16 protein-coding genes and 3 pseudogenes are annotated in these 19,278 nt (G+C 34.1%); 3 read left to right on the top strand and 16 right to left on the bottom strand.

Annotation, left to right across the window (positions count from 1 at the left end):
* Positions 1-354: 354 nt before the first annotated feature.
* Positions 355-1,035, bottom strand: coding sequence for a hypothetical protein (locus tag DN389_RS11300; RefSeq protein WP_098191090.1), 681 nt, complete (start codon positions 1,033-1,035; stop codon positions 355-357).
* Between the two features lie 144 nt (positions 1,036-1,179).
* Here DN389_RS11300 and DN389_RS29150 point away from each other — a divergent pair.
* Positions 1,180-1,368: pseudogene (locus DN389_RS29150) on the top strand (ASCH domain-containing protein); the annotation flags it as partial.
* Between the two features lie 203 nt (positions 1,369-1,571).
* Here DN389_RS29150 and DN389_RS11295 read toward each other — a convergent pair.
* The 6 genes and pseudogenes from DN389_RS11295 to DN389_RS11270 form a co-directional block, all read right to left on the bottom strand.
* Entirely contained in the window at positions 1,572-1,847 is a 276-nt protein-coding gene (locus DN389_RS11295) for an ArsR/SmtB family transcription factor (RefSeq protein ID WP_000646593.1), read from the bottom strand.
* Between the two features lie 166 nt (positions 1,848-2,013).
* On the bottom strand, positions 2,014-5,361 hold the full coding sequence (locus DN389_RS11290) for a trifunctional glycoside hydrolase family 18/polysaccharide deacetylase/glycosyltransferase family 2 protein (RefSeq protein ID WP_149237344.1): 3,348 nt from the start codon (positions 5,359-5,361) through the stop codon (positions 2,014-2,016).
* Between the two features lie 153 nt (positions 5,362-5,514).
* Positions 5,515-6,945, bottom strand: a pseudogene (locus tag DN389_RS11285) (anti-sigma factor domain-containing protein).
* On the bottom strand, positions 6,935-7,657 hold the full coding sequence (gene sigI, locus DN389_RS11280; RefSeq protein ID WP_097858379.1) for an RNA polymerase sigma factor SigI: 723 nt from the start codon (positions 7,655-7,657) through the stop codon (positions 6,935-6,937). Before sigI ends, DN389_RS11285 begins: the two are co-directional and overlap by 11 nt.
* Before the next feature lie 578 nt (positions 7,658-8,235).
* Positions 8,236-8,587, bottom strand: a pseudogene (locus DN389_RS28740) (glycosyltransferase family protein); the annotation flags it as partial.
* A 361-nt stretch (positions 8,588-8,948) separates the two neighbouring features.
* Positions 8,949-9,602 carry a CPBP family intramembrane glutamic endopeptidase gene (locus DN389_RS11270; RefSeq protein ID WP_149237126.1) on the bottom strand — a complete coding sequence of 218 codons (654 nt, stop codon included), beginning with the start codon at positions 9,600-9,602 and terminating at the stop codon, positions 8,949-8,951.
* A gap of 684 nt (positions 9,603-10,286) precedes the next feature.
* Between DN389_RS11270 and DN389_RS11265 the strand changes: the two genes are divergently transcribed.
* A complete protein-coding gene (locus DN389_RS11265) occupies positions 10,287-10,877 on the top strand; it encodes a TetR/AcrR family transcriptional regulator (RefSeq protein WP_098191093.1) in 591 nt (196 codons plus the stop codon).
* Between the two features lie 172 nt (positions 10,878-11,049).
* Here the strand turns inward: DN389_RS11265 and DN389_RS11260 are convergent, their stop codons facing one another.
* The 3 genes from DN389_RS11260 to DN389_RS11250 form a co-directional block, all read right to left on the bottom strand.
* Positions 11,050-11,682: a LysE family translocator gene (locus DN389_RS11260; RefSeq protein ID WP_149237125.1), complete on the bottom strand. Its 633-nt coding sequence runs from the start codon at positions 11,680-11,682 to the stop codon at positions 11,050-11,052.
* 151 nt (positions 11,683-11,833) lie between these two features.
* Complete coding sequence (locus DN389_RS11255; RefSeq protein WP_098191094.1) at positions 11,834-12,091, bottom strand: DUF3963 domain-containing protein; 258 nt, start codon at positions 12,089-12,091, stop codon at positions 11,834-11,836.
* A gap of 146 nt (positions 12,092-12,237) precedes the next feature.
* Positions 12,238-12,717, bottom strand: coding sequence for a GyrI-like domain-containing protein (locus DN389_RS11250; protein ID WP_088122728.1), 480 nt, complete (start codon positions 12,715-12,717; stop codon positions 12,238-12,240).
* Positions 12,718-12,827: 110 nt separating this feature from the next.
* Between DN389_RS11250 and DN389_RS11245 the strand changes: the two genes are divergently transcribed.
* Complete coding sequence (locus DN389_RS11245; protein WP_098191095.1) at positions 12,828-13,790, top strand: helix-turn-helix transcriptional regulator; 963 nt, start codon at positions 12,828-12,830, stop codon at positions 13,788-13,790.
* A gap of 189 nt (positions 13,791-13,979) precedes the next feature.
* On the opposite strand, the gene DN389_RS11240 is transcribed toward DN389_RS11245, so the two are convergent.
* The 6 genes from DN389_RS11240 to DN389_RS11215 all read right to left on the bottom strand — a co-directional run bounded on the left by DN389_RS11240 (position 13,980) and on the right by DN389_RS11215 (position 18,908).
* Positions 13,980-14,351, bottom strand: coding sequence for a DUF805 domain-containing protein (locus DN389_RS11240; protein WP_063221925.1), 372 nt, complete (start codon positions 14,349-14,351; stop codon positions 13,980-13,982).
* A 289-nt stretch (positions 14,352-14,640) separates the two neighbouring features.
* Positions 14,641-15,390, bottom strand: coding sequence for an ABC transporter permease (locus DN389_RS11235; protein ID WP_000837803.1), 750 nt, complete (start codon positions 15,388-15,390; stop codon positions 14,641-14,643).
* The gene (locus tag DN389_RS11230; protein ID WP_060487804.1) at positions 15,391-16,152 is read right to left on the bottom strand and encodes an ABC transporter ATP-binding protein; all 762 of its coding nucleotides are present in this window, start codon (positions 16,150-16,152) and stop codon (positions 15,391-15,393) included.
* A 155-nt stretch (positions 16,153-16,307) separates the two neighbouring features.
* Positions 16,308-16,649 carry a DUF1048 domain-containing protein gene (locus tag DN389_RS11225; protein ID WP_000891990.1) on the bottom strand — a complete coding sequence of 114 codons (342 nt, stop codon included), beginning with the start codon at positions 16,647-16,649 and terminating at the stop codon, positions 16,308-16,310.
* Between the two features lie 75 nt (positions 16,650-16,724).
* Positions 16,725-17,045 carry a PadR family transcriptional regulator gene (locus tag DN389_RS11220; RefSeq protein WP_000429486.1) on the bottom strand — a complete coding sequence of 107 codons (321 nt, stop codon included), beginning with the start codon at positions 17,043-17,045 and terminating at the stop codon, positions 16,725-16,727.
* Positions 17,046-17,579: 534 nt separating this feature from the next.
* The gene (locus DN389_RS11215; RefSeq protein WP_149237124.1) at positions 17,580-18,908 is read right to left on the bottom strand and encodes a condensation domain-containing protein; all 1,329 of its coding nucleotides are present in this window, start codon (positions 18,906-18,908) and stop codon (positions 17,580-17,582) included.
* Positions 18,909-19,278 lie beyond the last annotated feature (370 nt).

Here is a 19,278-nt window from a genome sequence, read left to right as displayed (position 1 = left end):
GAATCCTATTTATTTAGGACTCTCTTCGTTTTGCTCATCTCACTATTTATAAAAACATGTCTACAAGGGAAAATACTAAACTTACAGTTAACTATAAAATTCCGCTCTGATGTACTACAAAAAACTCCCACCTACATACTCTCATAATCAAAAATATTTGTTTCTATGTTCCAAAATTTTAAAAAGAGGATTTTTGATTGTTTAAATTACATAGAAGCTACATTAATTACAGACATAATCAAATGAAGTTAACCTTTCTAACTAATTATAAGGGTTTTATAAAAAATTTGATTATTTCCTTTCTCTGCCACTCAACAATTGTACCCTTTAGCTAAAAAAGAACACAACAGTTTATCACTGATTTTTCTTCTCTAATTTTAATTTTTTTACAATATAAGATACTAATGTATTCAATGGATTAATAATAGTCTTAGCTGTTTTATACTCAACTTGCTTAGTTGCATCAACCATAGATAATTGAGCAACAGAGATAACTTTCTTTTCATCTTTAATGATTTGATTTAAGAACTTTGTAATTTCTTGGTTGTATTCTTCTTTTAGTCCTTTCATTATCAATTCAAAAACACTATTTATGACAATAACCTCTAAATCTAAAGATTTTTGACGGCTATTAGCATGATGTTTAAGACGTTCTACTGTACCTTCAACAGTTGCAGGATTTGTAAAAACAATTGTCTGCGGTTGCTGTATATTGCATATGTAATCAAAGAACGGTACATCAATTTTAATAATTGGCACTGATATTGAGAGTTGGTCTTCATTTAAAATTGCAATATAATTTGTACAAGTAATAAGGATAGCATCAACATTACATTGAGCAATCCATTCTATTTGCTCTTTAACTTTATATTGAGCATCTGATTCTTGGAATTTTTCATTTGATGTAACTTGATACATTAATGCTGGGTCAACAAAATGGATTAACTCAATGTTAAATGAGGAAAGTGCATTTTCTATATATTCTATATTTGAATAATGGGCGTGTAAGCATCCTAACCTTTTTCTCAATTCCATTCCACCTTTATTATATTTCTGCTTATTCTATCATTATGCGAATCCAGGTGTCTATTGAAATCCAGACTCTTCCTTACATTCTACAAAATGGACCTTTAACTGAAAAATTTATCATCACTCAATAGGTCCTTAATTGTTTTTTTAATAAATGCGGTAACAAATAATTTTGCAAAATCCGAGGGTGCAGGGGATTTTAGCTATGATTATTTTTATAGTGAGCATGTTGATTTTTCTACTTAAAAATTAAGCTTGGATGGACTTACTTTTACTCCAAACCTATTATTATTTTCTCAAACGTTTAAGGTAATTAATAATTATAAAGATAGCGTATAGATTGAAATCAAGACATTCTTCCTTCTATTACATATATAAAGAATATGGTATAAAAATTCTATTTTATACCATATATTCAAACAACTATTTTATTTATTAAGGGACTTTGCTTCAGATCTTCACTTGTGTAAAAACCTTAAAAATTCTCTCTATAGAATTGCCTTCGTATCCTCTTCTTAATTTTGAAGTCTAGACAGTCAGCGTTACAACAAACTTGATAAAATTGCCTTTGTACGACTATCCGTTACTTCATAATAAATTTCTAATCCTTTCCGAGTACCTGTAACCATTTTAGTAGCTTTTAGTTTAGATAAATGTTGACTAATTGTACTTTGAGGCATTTGTAATGTTTCATACATTGTTGTTACGTTAGTAGGGCCTTTTGTAAGCATTATTTCTACTAAAGATAAACGGACAGGATGTGCCAATACCTTTAAAACTTCAGTGATTTCTACGTACATTTCTTTATTTGCTTTCATATTTCTTACTCCCCTTTTATATAAATATTATTGATATCCATATATATAATTCGAAAGGATATAAGATTTTATGTCCGTCATTTTTAAAAAAACAAAAAAATTTCAGTCTAAAAACTAAAGTCAACTTACTAAAACCAATGAAAAAGAGAGCAGATAACCTGCTCTCTTAAGATGCCTCCTTATGTTCCGTGGAATGTTTAACACTCCCCATTCTCTTTAATTTATTCCACCCTACCGCTACTCCTCGAATTGATGAGAATATAGATTTAATGACAACATAAGTCATAAATTGACGATAAATAAAGCGTTGTAAAATTAACCATGCTAGTGGTTTCGGATTCTCTTCTTCTAATTTAAATGCAAATAAAGATGCGAATAGATCCATTAAAAAGAATACAAAATAAAACCCTAAAACTTTTAGTGGATTGCTACTAAATAGCCCCATAATCATTAATATATCTGCTAAAGGAGCAATGAATTGCAAAACATATTGAAATAACCACATGTTAGGCAATGCAATAAACCCTAATGTTTTATGCTGTGAATGAAACAATGCTTTTCGGTGTTTCCAAAGACATTGGAGTGTACCATATGACCAACGATATCGTTGTTTAATGAGACTTTTCACATCTTCAGGTGACTCCGTATAAGCATACGCGCTTTCTTCATATACAATTCTATACCCTTGACCTAAAAATGTAATAGTAAGATCCGTATCTTCTGCTAACGTATCCTCACTTAAATATCCAGATTCAACTACATTCTTTTTACGCCATGCCCCAATAGCTCCTGGAACTACTGTAATACAATTTAACTCATCAAAAGCTCTACGTTCTAAATTAAACCCGGTAATATACTCAACATGTTGCCAAGTAGTTAACAAGTTACGTCTATTACCTACTTTGACATTACCTGAAACTGCTGCAACATTATGATCTTCAAAGTGTCTAACCATTAAAGAAATAGCATCTTGTGCAATAATTGTATCCGCGTCTAACGTAACAATGATTTCTCCTCGTGAGTGTTGAAACCCTAAATTCATTGCCGATGATTTCCCACCGTTTTCTTTCTGGATTAAACGTACTTTAGGGTGTTTATTAAATGTTTCTTGCATTACTTTTGACGTATCATCTTTCGATCCGTCATCCACAACTATAACTTCAAATTCTTTATAATGACTATCCAAAATTGAGCGAATCGTCTTAGCTATAACCTTTTCTTCATTATATGCCGCTATGACAACACTAACAAAAGGTTGATAGGACGAATGGGTGCAACGAGATAGCGTTTTTCTTTTCTGCTTCCATGCAAAATAAATTAAGAATAAGAATCGGAAAATACCTAATCCAATAGCAATATAAAAAATAGTTGTTAATATATGTTTAAAGTATCCCGCTCCTGAAAAGACAGCTTTATTGTAAAGTAAATATTGCTCACCCTCAGAAGAAACAGGAGGCATAATTTCATTTCGTTCTTTATTCATTAAATCTGAAATTGTTACAAAACTATATCCATTTTTTTTAAGTTCTTTAATAATAATCGGAAGCGCTTCTACCGTATGGGTACGATTCCCTCCCGCATCATGGAGAAGAATAATATTTCCCTCTCCCTTATAAATAGGAGTAAGAGCACGCTTTACTAATTCATTCGTTGATGGTGTTGCCCAGTCTTCAGGATCAACTTTTTCCGCCACCATTGTATAGTTCATATTTTGCGCACGCAAAATAGGCAATATTTCATTTGAGGAATCCGGATTAGCATCGGCTTCATATGGTGGTCTAAATAAAACCGTAGAATGTCCAGTTACTTCCTGAATTAAACGTTGCGTCGTATTAAGTTCTACTTTTGTTCGTAGTAAAGACGTATCAGCTATGTTAGGATGCTTGAAAGTATGATTGCCAATTTCATGCCCTTCATCGTATATTCTTTTCACAATACTAGTATTTATTTGCGCGTTTTCACCAAGTACAAAAAAAGCAGCTTTTATTTTATTCTCTTTTAGTATGTCTAAAATCTCTGGCGTATATTTCGGGTCTGGTCCATCATCAAATGTTAATACTACTTGTTTCCCGTTTGGTTTTCCAGATCGTTGCACTTCATATGCAGATGGTAGGGATTGATATACTTCATCTGTAAGATAACCATCTTTGCCTACTTTAAAATCTCTCAATCCATTTTTTCTTTCATTCTCAATCTGTAAAATTTCACCTTGTCCAGCATAATTCACTTCATCTAAACTAGTGATTTTATGTAATACATCAGGATTTTTTTTTGCCTCAATCGGATTTTTTAAAACTTTCCATATTGTAGGATCTTCTGCTCCTAATCTCCATAACGCAAACCCCTTTGCATTGTTGTCCATTGCGATTTTCACTTGATTATAGAGAGTAACACCGTCTAAGAACCAAGCAGTATGTTCTTTCTCTCCTGTTTTATATCTAAAATAAGGATTTCCACTAATCTTATCCCATTGAATATCCATATTTGAATTATGAGCCATTGCCATAACTTCTGAAAAAGTTAAAGATTTTGCCGGTTCCTCACTATTTACTTTCCAATCATATCCATAGTTACCGAAAGCAACTATAAGTTTATCAGACGGAATATTCAGTTCTTTTAATGTGCGTTGGAACCATTTATTTGAAGCAATTGGTCCTGGTTCTCCCGCTCCATAGTGCTCATCGTACATCATTACAATCATTCGATCTATTATTTTCGCTAACGCACTATAATCAAAAGCCTTATCATTAGCTGGAACATCTTGTGTAACGAGCAAATCATGTTGATGAAAGACCGTAGTAAGTTCTTTCATAAAATTTGTTAAGTTTTCCCTATCACTTTCAGGTACTGCCTCAAAGTCAATATTAATACCTGAAAACTGATTCTTTTTAACTTTGCTTACTAAATCATTAATAAACTTTGTCTTTACATCATTTGAGGAATTCAGTAACTTATGAATTAGCCCACTATCAGGACCAGAAGCTTCCTCAGTATAGTTAGTAAGTAAAGGCATAATTTTCACTTGATTTTTTTCTGCTAACTTTACTATCTCAGGTTTTATCTCACTTCTAATCGTTAAATCTGCTTTTAAATGATACCACTCTGGTACTAGCGTGGTTAATGAATCGATATTTTCTTTTAAAGAAGCAGTACTATTTTCATCCCAGTTTACATAAAAACCATACACTTCTTTAAGTTGTTTACTATCCTTCGGCAAATTTACCAAATTTTTATTATCCTTCGTTTCGGTATTTGGTTTAAATTCTTCCTTCTTTAACTGCTGATCACTAAGTTTTTGATTAATTGGTACAAGTTTATTATCTTGTTGTACAGCGGTATTCATATTTGGAATTTCTGGTGTTGAAAAAATACTTTGAAAGAAAAAATAAAATACAATACTTACGCTAACTATTGAGATACATAGAAACCAAATAAAAGCTATGTTTCTCCTTCCTTTCGGATCATAAAAAACAGGTTTTGCTTTATCTTTCTCTTGTTGAATGTTTTTCTCCATTATATTTTTCACATACTCCTTCTTAATAGAACTATAGAATAATAAAGTGCAACTTTAAGCAGCCCAACTCCCAGCCAAATTTTGAGATGGGAGTTTTACTGCCCGCAATAGCGAGATAAGTCCTTTTAGCTTTGAAATGAATCTCTCAATATTCTATTGATTCTTCTTTTCATTCCCTTGCTGGTGACCTCTATTTTCTTGTTGAGAACCCCTACCATTGTTCCCTTGTTGATTTTCATCATTTTCTTTCTGGGATCCTCTACCATTGTTCCCTTGCTCGTTTCCATTATTCCCTTGTTGCGGACCTCTACCGTTGTTCCCTTGCTCGTTTCCATTATTCCCTTGTTGCGGACCTCTACCGTTGTTCCCTTGCTGATTCCCATTATTTCCTTGTTGCGGACCTCTACCGTTGTTCCCTTGCTGATTTCCATTATTTTCTTGTTGTGGACACCCCCCCCGTTGTTCCCTTGCTGATTCCCATTATTTTCTTGTTGCGGACCTCTACCGTTGTTCCCTTGCTGATTTCCATTATTTCCTTGTTGCGGACCTCTACCGTTGTTCCCTTATTCCCATTATTTCCTTGTTGTGGACCTCTACCGTTGTTCCCTTGCTGATTCCCATTATTTCCTTGTTGAGACCTCTACCGTTGTTCCCTTGCTGATTTCCATTATTTCCTTGTTGAGATCCTCTACCGTTATTCTCTTGTTGATTTCCCCTATTTTCTTGCTGAGATCCTCTTCCATTGTTTTCTATTATTTGCTTCGATGGCTGTTCCTCTGTTTTCTTTTGTTCTTTATGCTCTGGCTTCTCATATTTTTTTTCTTTTTCAGGAGACAAATCTGGTGATGAATCAGGAGCTGACTCCTGCTGCGATTGCACCTCTTCTTCGTTTTCCACCGGATTAGACGGCGTGGCAGGTGGAGTAAGCGATTTGTTCTTCTCATTCTCTTGCTTTATATAAACCCCTGTCCCAATTCCAGCTTTTCTAGCATTCTCTCGTACTTGCATCGTACTATTTTGATATTCGACTGTAATATGTTTTAGCTCATATTCTTTCTTTAATTCTTTCATTGCCTTTACCAACTGTGGTTCTAGCAACTTATCCTTTGCAACAGCCGTTAGTATAACTTGCTTATCATTCGTTAAATACTTGTCCTCTTGACTTTGCTTAATAATCGTACGTATTACGTCTTGCAATGGTTTATTTTCCCATTGCTTCAATTCTTTTAAAATACGCCTTCCATCATCATTACAAGCTTCCAAATCTATAACACGGAGATCTTTTGTTACGCTCACCTCTAAACTTGGATTTATATCAACTGAGACGTAAGCAAATACTTTTTCTTCCGGTTGGTTGTAGAAAAATAACAACGCACATAGAAAACAAGCAACAAGTAATGATGCCGGCTTTAAGAAATAAGGGATTGAAAAACGTGATGCTTTTTGTTCTTGTTCTTCAAACGAGATTTCCTCTCCAATCATGCAAGAATCCCCTTTTCTTTTACACGTAATAAACTCTCCATTTGGTGTTAAAACAACTACGCTATGTTTTTTTATATCCATCACAATTCCTTTATTCATCATGCTTCCCTCCCCTTATATAATCAAGAATGTATGTATAGTTGTTTGCGAAGATAATACACATTGCAATGATATATTTTCTATGACGCTCTAACGTTTTACGACTTACCCTAACACGCGGTTCAATATGTTTAAGCGGCAACTTTTTCTTTCGGAACAGCTCCTCCATCATTTCCTCTTCTTTTATAATCATCTTTACAATTTCTATTAAGTGCTCACGCGTGTCACGATGCTTAGGAGATTCTTTAGCAAGCTCTGAAAATGTGATTTTAAACTCAGCTAACACACTTTGAAAATGAAGAATTTCTTCCTTACGATTACTATTTTCTATTTCTTTCATATACTCCGTAAGCGATACTTGCATTTCTAACATTTCCTCTTGCTCATCTTCTTTTAAAAAGACACGGTTATGCTTAGACTCCTTGCGTATATAGTCAATTACATCTCTTTTTATAAGAAGATCAGCAAACGCTAGAAAAGATTTCCCTTTTTTATATGAATATTGTTCAATTGCTTCATTAAACGCAAACAATCCAATACTATATTCATCATCCTGTTCTGTAATGTATCTACGGCAGACAGACGAGATTGATTTTCTAATAAACGGCTGATACTGTACGATAAAAGCTTCCTTATCTTCTCCGTTGTTTTGTATGTTACATACGATATCTTCTATTTTTGGTTTTCTTAAGATCTTCATTACTAAACTCAACACTTGTAATCTCCCAGCCTCCTTCACATAGCAAAATGGTCACTAAAAAAGTGACCATTTAACCACATTTTGTTAGTACTTTTCTTTGAGCTTGTCTTCTTGCTGTTACTTATATTTTTCGAGACTAACTTTATTCACCGTTTTCCTAATGATTTCTCTTTTCTCTCGCCACTATAGTTAAGCCTATATTTTAATGTACGTTCTTATTTTCTTCCGCTTGTTTTGCTTACTCTTTTTCTATTTTATCTGCAATCCTTGAATAACTCTTCTTTATATCATTGGTAATTCCATCCTTTTATTTCGGATGCCCACTTAATCTATTAATTTTATTAACATTTCAATATTCTTTCATAATCATTTTTCTTCTATTAATTTTCTTCACTATACATATTCGGAGGAATACAAAGTTTTATGGGGGTCAAAAATTTTTTTATAAAAATATTTATTTCAAATATAAATACCATTGATTTGAAAAAGGCTAATCAATGGTTTTTATATAATATCTATTAAATTAAGTTGGGCTCTCATTATATATAAGAAAATCTGCTATTCTCACTATTTCCTGCCGATTTTTTTTATTGTTATCTTTCTTGATTATCATAATATGTCTTATGTGCATATTTTTGATCCTTTCCTTTTAGATAAGCTAATATTACTTTTTGGATTTTTAAGTAAGGATCGGTCTCCATATGTATCAAATTTTCTGCATGAAGTTATCATTCCATTTTTAATGGTCCCGAATTTCTTACTATTTCGCTTTCCCCATTCTTTTAACCATTTAGCAAACTCTACATCTTCTGCCATAAATATATTTTCATTAAATCCGTTAATTGCCACCAAATCTTTTTATGGCACCAAAAAAACAAAAAATATAGCTCCGTACTTACAAAGTAAGAGAATTATTAGCATTGCAGAAAAGGATATCCTTAAAGATTCGTTTGTTTCAGCCCTGATACTCCCCCTATTTTATTAGATACATATCTGTTATACATAACATATATCGAAATTTATTAAGTTATATTAAAAAAAGTACCTAAAAAAAATATGAACATATTAATTTAAGTGTATTAGCGCTCTTGCCACACCTCTACCAAACTAACAAAACAAAAATTAAAGTTGTATGAGTTTGGATTGATAACGATGTGTTAGGCCCCTATATAAAAAACCACAGTTTATACCCAAACTGTGTTTTTTTGAAGTACAAGGAATTATAAGCCACTGTCTAAATTGTACTCCTCATTTATCAATATCTGTTTCTAGTTTTCAACTTCGTAACAGAGCCAAGTCTAATTTTTTACAGAATGAAGCCAAGGCAATTGTTTAATATATGTATCGCTATAACATATGCAATGGATCTTTTAGAAATAAGATAAGCTGCAGTAAGTATCACCGCACCAGGTAAATAAATAGCAATATCCGAAAGCTGGTTCGTATGAAGAACTGTAAAAATTATAATCGAAATGATAGATGCAATAGCAGTACTAATATAATGCGAAAAACGATTTAATAATATATAACGAAACACAATTTCTTCAAGTATTGGACCCAGAATACCAAATAGAAGCAATGTAAATATAATAGGTACCTCCGCGCCCGTTTCAAGGAGCTGTTCTTGGTTCTCTGGCTGACCAGTTGCTAGAAAACGCAAAACAACCTGTTCTACAATTACCGTAAATAAAACCACCATAGGAATACTTACTATTTTCAAAATTGTCTTCTCTTTAAAATAAGTAAAACTTTCAATAATTTCTTTCCTAAAGAAAATTATTCCTACAATAGCAGGTACAGTCAAACCGACGGCACTAAGAACAAATTCTGATTCAACTAAATTGCTGTTAGTTAAAAGTGATATGCCAAATAATATGAACAAGCCCATTTGAAGTAGTGCAAACATTGTATAAACTATTAGCATAATAAGTTCTTTTGTATTCCTTTTAATAAAGTTCACTTTATTACCTCCATAATTAAATTACCTAGAGTCTTTGAATTTTCTTTCTGCATAACGTACTCCTTCTAAATATATTTATATAAGATTCCAAACCGGACGGTTCGGTCCGGAATCTATGATACTATAAGTCTCTAGTTTTTTAAACCCCCTTTACAAATTATTAACACATTCAAAACGGGAAAAAACAAATAAATTTATACCTCAGTTTCTTATTTACAATCAAATTCCCGTACTCATTCATTATTAACGATTAATCTTTTATAGTATGAAATGATACGGCTTTTAACCACAAGATATCCTAATTAAACAAAGTGAAAGTGGGAGTAGTTTAAACATTTTAGCTAAACATATTAATTAAAATTATATATACTACTCATATGTCTATACGTTAAAATTAACTATATATTTTTACACATTATACGATTTCAAGTAAAATTATTTTTATAAAGTGACTCAATTAAACAATTGGTCACGTTGCTTTTGACAGAAAATTCACTCGAATAATACAGATAATACAATTTGATTAACCTCTTTTCAAACTGTATCGTTTGAGGTTTCCATAAGATAGGGATTGATAAGATATTTTTGCTCCAAACTTATTTATACTTACAAAAAAATCAAGAAAATAGAGGGTAAATATTACCTGAAATATTAAGCTCGTTTTTATTAGGAGGATTACAAAGCATGACTAAAGTTGATAAGGTAAAAGAAAAGATTATTGAAACATCTTTATATTTATTTAATACCAATGGAATAACACGCACATCCATCCAGGATATAATGACAGCTACCGAACTACCTAAAGGATCTATTTATCGTAGATTCAAAAATAAAGAAGAAATTGTCCTTGCTGCCTACGACAAAAGTGGTGAGATTATGTGGAGTCATTTTCATAAAGCAATGGAAAATAAAAAGACAGCAATTGATAAAATCCTTGCAATTTTCCTTGTATATCAAGATGCAGCTAATAATCCCCCTATTGCTGGAGGCTGTCCATTGCTTAATAGCGCAATTGAAAGTACTGGAGTATTTCCAGAATTACAAACAGCAGCAGCAAAAGGCTATGATGATACAGTAATGTTAATGGCTTCTCTCATAAAAGAAGGAATAGAGAAACAAGAACTTAAAGAAGATATAGACATTATATCGCTCGCTTCTTTTCTTGCATCTTCAATGGAGGGCGCTATTATGGCAAGTCGAGTATCTAACGATAATATACATCATCAATATTTTATTGAACAAATAAAACATCATCTTTCCTCTTATTCTAAATAAGTGAGAACTTATATTGCTTTCATTCAATTTTTATAGACTTAAATTGAATAAACCCCTCTCATAAAAAGTGGCTTCTGTTTATAAGAGGGGTGAATAGTTTTTAGCAAAGGTAGCTTTTTAGACGTTGTATATTATGCATACAACCAATCTGTTTTTTTACATACCTCTTCTCTTACTGTCGACGTTCAAAAGCAAGACGTACAGCAAGCCCCGTTAAAACACTTGCCATAAGCCAACGCTGCACTCGTAGCCACGTTGGGCGTGTGCCAAACCATTTCGCAATCCGACTTGCTGTCAACACAATTAGGAGGTTGACTATAAAACTAACAGTGATTTGCGTAAGACCCAAAACTGCACCTTGTAGAAGCAACGACCCCTTCTCAGGATCTTCAAATTGAGGTAGAAGTGATACATACAAAATAGCAATCTTTGGATTTAGAAGATTGGTCATGAGTCCCATCAAAAATAATTTCCGTGGTGGCTCATTAGAAATCGTACTAGGCTCCATAATAGATGTAGCACCAGGTTTAATCGAATCCCAAGCTAGCCAGAGCAAGTAAGCAGCACCTGCCCACTTGACTGCTTCATAGACAGCGGGAACAGCAAGGAAAAGAACTGTAAGTCCGAACATTGTTGCGATTATATAAATTACAAATCCGAGCATAATGCCCAAGAGGGAAATAAATCCTGCCATACGCCCTTGCGTAATGGATCGGGAGATGAGATAAATCATATTAGGCCCCGGTGAACAAACCATACTAAGTGAAACAATTGCAAAAGCTAGTAAAGTACTAAAACTGACCATAAACCTTCCCCCTTTATGTTACATAAAATTTCCTATTGTACATTTTATCATGATTGAGGAGAGAAAAGATTAATATAAGCCGATGTAGCTAAGGAATATTATCGGGTTAAATGTATTGTAATCACATACTTCTCATTCTCTTAAGTAAGGATTAAAAGTAACCGATCCATAGTGATACTCCAATAACAACTAACAAAGCAAAACAAATTATAATATTTCGAACCCACTTCTGTATATCATCAAAATACCGGTCTATAAATTTAGCATGGATATAAACCATAAGAAATAGCACAAAGAAAGTAAAGGAACCCAATTTATCGTTAAATTTTTCATTGGTATATGTGCTTACATGAAGGAATAGAAAAACAAACACTACTATAAATAGCTCAAATATCCTTTTTTTATTCACCTCGACACCACCTTACAATAATCCCCTTTTATTCCATTTTATCAGAACATAATGTGTCGTAGTATATGAATATTATACTCATGTCAAAAAGGCTAACACTTTAATATTGTTAGCCTCTACTTTCCATATTCGTACCTTTTATCACTTTACTTCCTTACAACTGGAATCCACATTTCACCAAATACTAAGCCGTCTCTCTGTCCCATCTCAACTGTTGTATTTGGTCCACCAACATAAGCAAAATCTGTTGCTTCTCGTAAAGCTTGACCGAAGGCGATGCCAGTCAGCTTATTACTTAGCTCTTCAGCCGTTTTGTCTTCCCCTTTCACTACTAAGTATTCTCCCTTCGGAAACTGGATCACTCTAGATTCTTCTTCTATTTGTGCTTCTGTCATGACACCAGCATAATACATCATCTTGTTATTCACCGCTTCGCTCACAGAAAAAATGTATTCGTTTGTAGCTAAAGCTTTTAAAGTGTCCAACCTTCCGTCTTCTTTAACAGCTGACCAAAAGTCTTCTTTTTCTTTATTTATTCCAACAAAGTTTGTATATTCGCTCTTAATTTCAGTTCCAATTCCTAACACAATAAAGCTATCTTTTTCTTCAATCGTATAATTTTTCATATTCAAAACCTTCCTTTTTTTAAAATGAATCAAATGATTTATCTTTTCATCTGATGAGTTTATAATATCTTTAAATCATGTCAAAAAATGATACTGTTTAGGAGAATCCAATGAAAAAAGTTGAACGGATTAATACAATTATGCGGTATATCAACAATCGCTCCCACTTTACAATTACTGAAATCATACGAGAATTTAACGTATCACGATCGACAGCTATTAGAGACATTAGAGAAATTGAAGCTATGGGCATGCCACTTGTCGCTGAAGTTGGGAGAACTGGTGGATATTTTGTCATGCATAACTCTATCCTGCCCGTTGTTCGCTTTACTGATAATGAAGTGAAAGCTCTTTTTATTGCCTTTATGGCTACAAGAAATCAACAACTTCCCTATTTAAAAAGTCGCCAGTCTTTAGCTGAAAAACTGTTAGGACTTATCTCTGAAACTCAGCAAGATGATATTGTTCTTTTAAATCAACTCTTGCTGTTTGAAGGGACTAACCCTCATAATCCTGATTTACTTGAACTTTCTGACCTCCCCCACCCTTTGTTAGAAAAACTCATTCAAATGCTTCTTTTGGATAGCCATTTATTGATTACCATCAAAGAAGAGAAAGAAATCAAGTCTTATTCCATTTATCTATTACACCTGTATCAAGAAAAAAGCCAATGGATCATTGAAGGGTTTGACTTAAAAGAAGAAAAGAAGAGGATGTTTCCTGTGGATCATCTCATCAATATCGAACCATACACGACGAAAAAAAAGCTAAATAAGAAAAAGATTTTAGAAAAACTAAGTAAGAAGGATGAAGCAATTAATCTTGTACTTGAACTTGGTCCAAAAGCAATTGCCCAGTTCAAAAAATACCACCCTTTCAAAATTTCAATATCTTATACAAATCCTTACCAATCCACAGCCATTTTAAAAACATTTATCAATGTTAACAATTCCGATGAAGTGATGGAAATAATAAATTGGGTGCTTTTCCTAGGGAAGGATATTACAATCAGGGAAATGCCTGAAGAAATATTAGCAGGTTTACAAGAGAGATTATGTTTATACTCCCCATAAGCATTGATTGGTGTAACCCCAAAATATTGAGTTTAATTCATTACTAGTTGTCTATATTTTTCTAATACCTAGGGAAAACATTATATTTGCTATCATCGCTGAACGAAGCTTCTAGGAATAATACAATAAAAAAGGTGTGAACTAGCTCTTAGTTCACACCTTTTTATATTAGAGTTTACTATAAACACATTAAATTGCTTGTTTAAGATTTGAATGTGGATTTGGTCCATACTTATTCTCACCTTCATCACTTTCAATGATACAAAACACAAGTAGAACCGCTCCTCCAAATGGCACCAAATTTAATAGCTGCCACCATCCCGTTTTTCCACTATCATGTAATCGACGAGCTCCCACTGCCAGAGTAGGAACAATAAAAATTGCAATAAATAGCAAAGTAATATTGGCTCTTAAGTAAAAGGCAGACGAAGAATAAGAGGCCAAATATATTAATGACCAAAACGTAACCTTATTAACTAAAGTAAAAATCCAGTACTCTTTTCTCGTAGCTCTCCCACTAAATTTCGCATAGTTTTTGAGAGTATATAAATACCATTTCATTTGAACCTCTCCCTTTTCCATCCCCTAAACGATTGTTTTATACATTTTATACCTTATAAGTATAAATATAGCACATAACATCTTTAATCTCTATTTTCATATAGAATATTCTGTTTATTTCAGTTGAATGTTAACATACTATACTTCAAGGCATGTGTATTTGATTTATTATTCTCCTATTTACTTTAAAACTACTACAATTAAGCGAAGTATGAATGTAGTATTAAAGCACGGAAAATCTCCCCGTGCTTTTTCAAAAATATATATAATTTCGGATGACTTAATTCACTTACCCTAACTGACGTTTAAATGCTTTGCTAGCGAAAAAGTAAGAGATGATCATGATACCCACGCACCAAGCGAGTGCAGTCCAAATATCGTTGCCAACAGTCCCTTCATATAATAGGGCGCGAATCGCATTCACGATTGAAGTTACAGGCTGATTCTCAGCGAACGCACGAACAATTTTAGGCATCGTTTCAGTAGGTACGAAGGCCGAACTAATAAATGGGAGAAAAATTAGCGGGTACGAGTAAGCTGTCGCCCCTTCCATAGACTTCGCTTTCAGCCCTGGAATGATAGCTAGCCATGTAAGCGCTAACGTAAACATCCCCAGTATTCCCGCTACCGCAAGCCAATCTAGCATATTTGCACTAGAACGAAAGCCCATTAAGAGCGCAACAAGAATAACCACCACGATAGTAAGTACATTAGCAACAAGAGAAGTTAAAACGTGAGCCCACAATATTGATGAGCGCTTAATAGGCATCGTAATGAAACGTGCCATCAGCCCACTCTTTACATCCGTAAATAATCGTACAGAAGTATAAGCTACACCGGATGCGATAGCCATTAACAAAATTCCCGGCAATAAATAATTAACGTAGTTATCCGTTCCTGTCTTTATAGCCCCGCCAAATACGTAAACAAATAATAGCATCATCATAATCGGTGTAATCGCTACTGTAATAATTGTATCCGGACTACGCATAATATTACGCATTAAGCGCCCTAGTAATACCCCTGTTTTGCTTTTCATTTACATCTCCTCCTTTTTACCGATAATCGCAAGGAAAATTTCTTCCAACGTCGGCTGCTTCTCGATATACTCTACTTTTGCTGGCGGGAACATCTCTTTCAGTTCAGTAAGAGTACCTGTCGTAATAATTTTTCCGCCATGCAAAATAGCGATACGGTCCGCCAGTTGTTCTGCTTCCTCCAAGTACTGAGTCGTAAGTAAGATCGTTGTGCCGCTGCCGGCAAGTTCCTTGACTGTATCCCACACTTCGATCCGCGCTTCCGGATCAAGTCCAGTCGTTGGTTCGTCTAGAAAAATAACTGCTGGCGCCCCAATCAAACTCATCGCGATATCAAGTCGGCGCTTCATCCCACCTGAATACTGGTCTGCCCTCTGGTTGGCCGCATCAGTCAGGCTAAATCTTGCAAGTAGATTATCAGCAACTTGTGCGGGATTGGAAACACCACGTAACTTAGCGATCATTATCAAGTTTTCCCTTCCAGTAAGCATGCCGTCTAAAGCTGCGAACTGTCCTGTCAAACTGATGCTTTGACGAACATGATCTGGTTGTCGCTGGACGTCAAAACCGCAAATACTCACTTCACCATCATCTCGTTTCATTAACGTCGAAAGGATATTGACCGTTGTCGTCTTTCCCGCTCCATTTGAGCCTAGCAGCGCAAAAATTTCGCCACGCTGCACCTCAAAATCCACTCCCTTTAAGACTTCTTTATCTTTAAAAGATTTTTTTAACCCTTTTATAGAAATCGCTGCATTGCTCATACTTTTTCCCCCTTATAAAATTAGATTACATACACCCTCTATTTAGTATCACTGATAATCTGTATTACTTAGTACTGGTTTAAAAATATAACTGAATAGCGATGGCGGCAATTCACATTTGTAACCAGCTAATCAGTCGGTATTACTAATTGCATTTATTTTTTTCTCAATTTCTTCATAATACTTTCATTCAAATCTTCACGATACTTGGAGACATACGTTTTAGCGTTTGCCACTAGTTCGTCAGCAAAGGATGCCACGTCCTCCCCAGTAATATCAAGCACTTGTCTGCCTTCCGCTGCACCTGCTTCAAACAAATCGATTAACTCATACTGTATGTGCAGCATATCCATTCCATTACCCGCTGAGAAATTCCACATGTAGTTTTGAATTTTCTTAAACACAAACTGATAGTCCTCTGGCAGTGCTCCAACACGTGCCATCATCATTTTGTACTCTTTTTTATCACCAATTAATTTTTTAAACATTTCCAACATCTTATTTTCCTCCTTTTTTATAAAGCAGAACTAGAAACTCTCCAAATATGAGCCGGAACATTTTATATTATGAGGCTAGTTTGACTTCAAGACGTTAATTTTTGAAGATACAAAATCCCATTTTTTCCAAAACAATTCAAGCTCCTGACGGCCATCCTCATTTAATGAATAAAACTTACGAGGCGGTCCCATATCTGATGGTTTCTTTTCAATATTCACAAGCTTTTTCTTTTCTAATCGTACGAGGATAGTATAAACCGTCCCTTCTACGACTTCGGTAAACCCAAGATCATTCAGGTGGCGGGTAATCTCATAGCCATACGTTTCACGGCGACTAATAATTTCCAGCACACACCCTTCCAGTGAACCTTTCAGCATTTCAGTTAAATTTTCCATGTCCTGATCCTCCTTTACCCCCTATTCTGTCTGACTTATATTCAGTATCACAGAGTACTAAGGCGAATTTTTACTGAATAGATTTTGAGCAAAACCACACTATTCAGTATTACTTACTACAACTACATTGTATGACTGAGTAGAAAGAATGTCAACTCGATTTTCAAAAAAATTAAAAATCCGCTTTATCCTAACGAGATACAACCGCAGCTCTTACATAACCGTTTGGCATTTCCCTCTCATTTCGCAACTGTAGAAATATAAAATTTTGATTTTGAGGATATATTAAAATCTTGGGTTGATGAGCATACATATCACTCCTATTATGAGTAATATGTATGAAACATTTCAAAAAAATAATAAAAAGAGCTGACTCAAAGTGTAGTTTAAATCAGCTCCTTTTTAGTACTTTTATGCTGATATATTTTATTTCTCACTACGATTTTCTATAAATATACAACATAAAAATAGGTGCGATCAAAGATTGGCCGTACATGAAACGAGCCACTAAAATACCATCCCCATTAGAAATTTTTACGCTGTATTCTCTTTTATTTCTGATAGTTGATTCACAACACTATCTAAAAATTCTTCTACCTTTTCTTTTGATGTATCCGGCGCATGATAACCAATCGTAAATGTAAGTATTCCATTATAAGAGCTTGCTCCCATTGAAAAGAATGGTGCATACATAATAGGCGATGTCATATACCCGTCTTCAGCTTGAATTTGACCAAACTGAATAGCTTCATCAGCGATTACTCCCAAATTTGTCAGTAATGGCAACGCCATCCCCATCTGTATAGCCTGTTCGTATTGCTGATTATACATTTCTTTCACTGTAGATAGCTTCATTTCTGCCAGTAGCTCCATTCCTGCTGCTGAAGAAAGACCTGGATTTTGAGACTTTATTTTATCCATTGATTGTTTAACTCGAACAAGAGTCTGATTAAATGTTTCATCTTCTTCCAATTTAATCACTGGCATTTCCATACCGGATAAGTTGCAAATAGCACCAGTTGTATTATTAGGCAGATATCGACGTAAATCAATTGTCAAACCAATCATTTTTTCTGCGGTGCGAGGTTCTGCATACACAGTGAAATGTGATAAAGCTCGGAAGTATGCAGCCATGATTACATCATTCAAGGTAGCCTGTTGTCCTTTTGCCCATTGGGTTAGACGTAGAGTTTGCTCATGGCTCAACCGTCGTACGGACATTTGGGGGAATTTATTTTTATTAGGTTTAGATGGAAAAGACCATAACGATGCCTGTTGTTCTTGGTTAGGACGATACGCACTTTTTATGTCCGATATTCCAGCATATTTGAATACATGTGATTGATCTCGAAAACTCTCATTTTCCTCACCAAATTCCTTTATAATTTGATTCTTAGATCGTCCCAAGGAAAGTTGAGTATAAATTGTTCCAAGTAAATTAATATATTCCTTGACTCCTGTACCATCTGAACATAGATGAGATAATTTCACAACTAACATATCTATTGTAGTGCCTCGTAATAATTTTGTTTGAACCATAGGCCCATGAATACGATCACCAGGTTTCTTAATAAAATCCATTGCCATTATTTCAAGTTCTTGATTATTTCCTTCTGCAAAAAAGAAAATGGGTGATTTAGTGCCAGATGAATGTTCCTCCCAGTAAGGAATATCATTTTCTACAAACCGGCTGTTCAAAACTGGCTGCAATTGCAACGTTATCCTTACTGATTCTTCAAGTATTTCCTTTGATATACCTATAGGAAAATAAAGAACTGCATTAATTTGTTGATCTGCAGAATAAAGACCTAATACATAATTCATTCGATCTTGAGGTGTTACCAAATACTTTCTTTGTTTCATAATTCCGTCCCCCTTTAGGAATTTTTTATATACACCTATTCTCCATATGCTTGTAACTTTTTTATTCATTTTTCTTCAAGAGCTAACAATGCTTACTTTTTTAATTTTTTACAAACGCATCCTTTCCGTATTAGTTCCACTCTTTTTGCAGGTGATATACCCATCATTTTATTGTCATTAACATTTCCTACACATCCAATAAAACCAAACGTAAATAAATTAAGTTTACGTATACATAAACATTTTATAATATCGTTTACTAATTATCAACAAGGTAAATAAGTCATTTTTATGTCTGTCAAGAAAAAACAATAATATAATACGTTCAGAGATTACTTTATAATAAAAGGTTGGTGGGTATGCGTCTGTA

The organism is Bacillus sp. AY3-1 (assembly GCF_008368785.1).
In the GTDB taxonomy this organism is placed as follows: Bacteria; Bacillota; Bacilli; order Bacillales; family Bacillaceae_G; genus Bacillus_A; species Bacillus_A wiedmannii.
The sequence above is the reverse complement of the archived record's forward strand: the minus strand, read 5'-3'. Positions and strand labels throughout refer to the sequence as shown.

Bases quoted from the DNA above. Each gene is read 5' to 3' on its own strand.
- DN389_RS11295 (WP_000646593.1), bottom strand. From the start codon at position 1,847: ATGAAAGCAAATAAAGAAATGTACGTAGAAATCACTGAAGTTTTAAAG.
- DN389_RS11215 (WP_149237124.1), bottom strand. From the start codon at position 18,908: ATGAAACAAAGAAAGTATTTGGTAACACCTCAAGATCGAATGAATTAT.
- DN389_RS11250 (WP_088122728.1), bottom strand. From the start codon at position 12,717: ATGAAAAATTATACGATTGAAGAAAAAGATAGCTTTATTGTGTTAGGA.
- DN389_RS11235 (WP_000837803.1), bottom strand. From the start codon at position 15,390: ATGAAAAGCAAAACAGGGGTATTACTAGGGCGCTTAATGCGTAATATT.
- DN389_RS11220 (WP_000429486.1), bottom strand. From the start codon at position 17,045: ATGGAAAATTTAACTGAAATGCTGAAAGGTTCACTGGAAGGGTGTGTG.
- DN389_RS11290 (WP_149237344.1), bottom strand. From the start codon at position 5,361: ATGGAGAAAAACATTCAACAAGAGAAAGATAAAGCAAAACCTGTTTTT.
- DN389_RS11225 (WP_000891990.1), bottom strand. From the start codon at position 16,649: ATGTTGGAAATGTTTAAAAAATTAATTGGTGATAAAAAAGAGTACAAA.
- DN389_RS11240 (WP_063221925.1), bottom strand. From the start codon at position 14,351: ATGAAATGGTATTTATATACTCTCAAAAACTATGCGAAATTTAGTGGG.
- DN389_RS11300 (WP_098191090.1), bottom strand. From the start codon at position 1,035: ATGGAATTGAGAAAAAGGTTAGGATGCTTACACGCCCATTATTCAAAT.
- DN389_RS11230 (WP_060487804.1), bottom strand. From the start codon at position 16,152: ATGAGCAATGCAGCGATTTCTATAAAAGGGTTAAAAAAATCTTTTAAA.
- DN389_RS11265 (WP_098191093.1), top strand. From the start codon at position 10,287: ATGACTAAAGTTGATAAGGTAAAAGAAAAGATTATTGAAACATCTTTA.
- DN389_RS11260 (WP_149237125.1), bottom strand. From the start codon at position 11,682: ATGGTCAGTTTTAGTACTTTACTAGCTTTTGCAATTGTTTCACTTAGT.
- DN389_RS11245 (WP_098191095.1), top strand. From the start codon at position 12,828: ATGAAAAAAGTTGAACGGATTAATACAATTATGCGGTATATCAACAAT.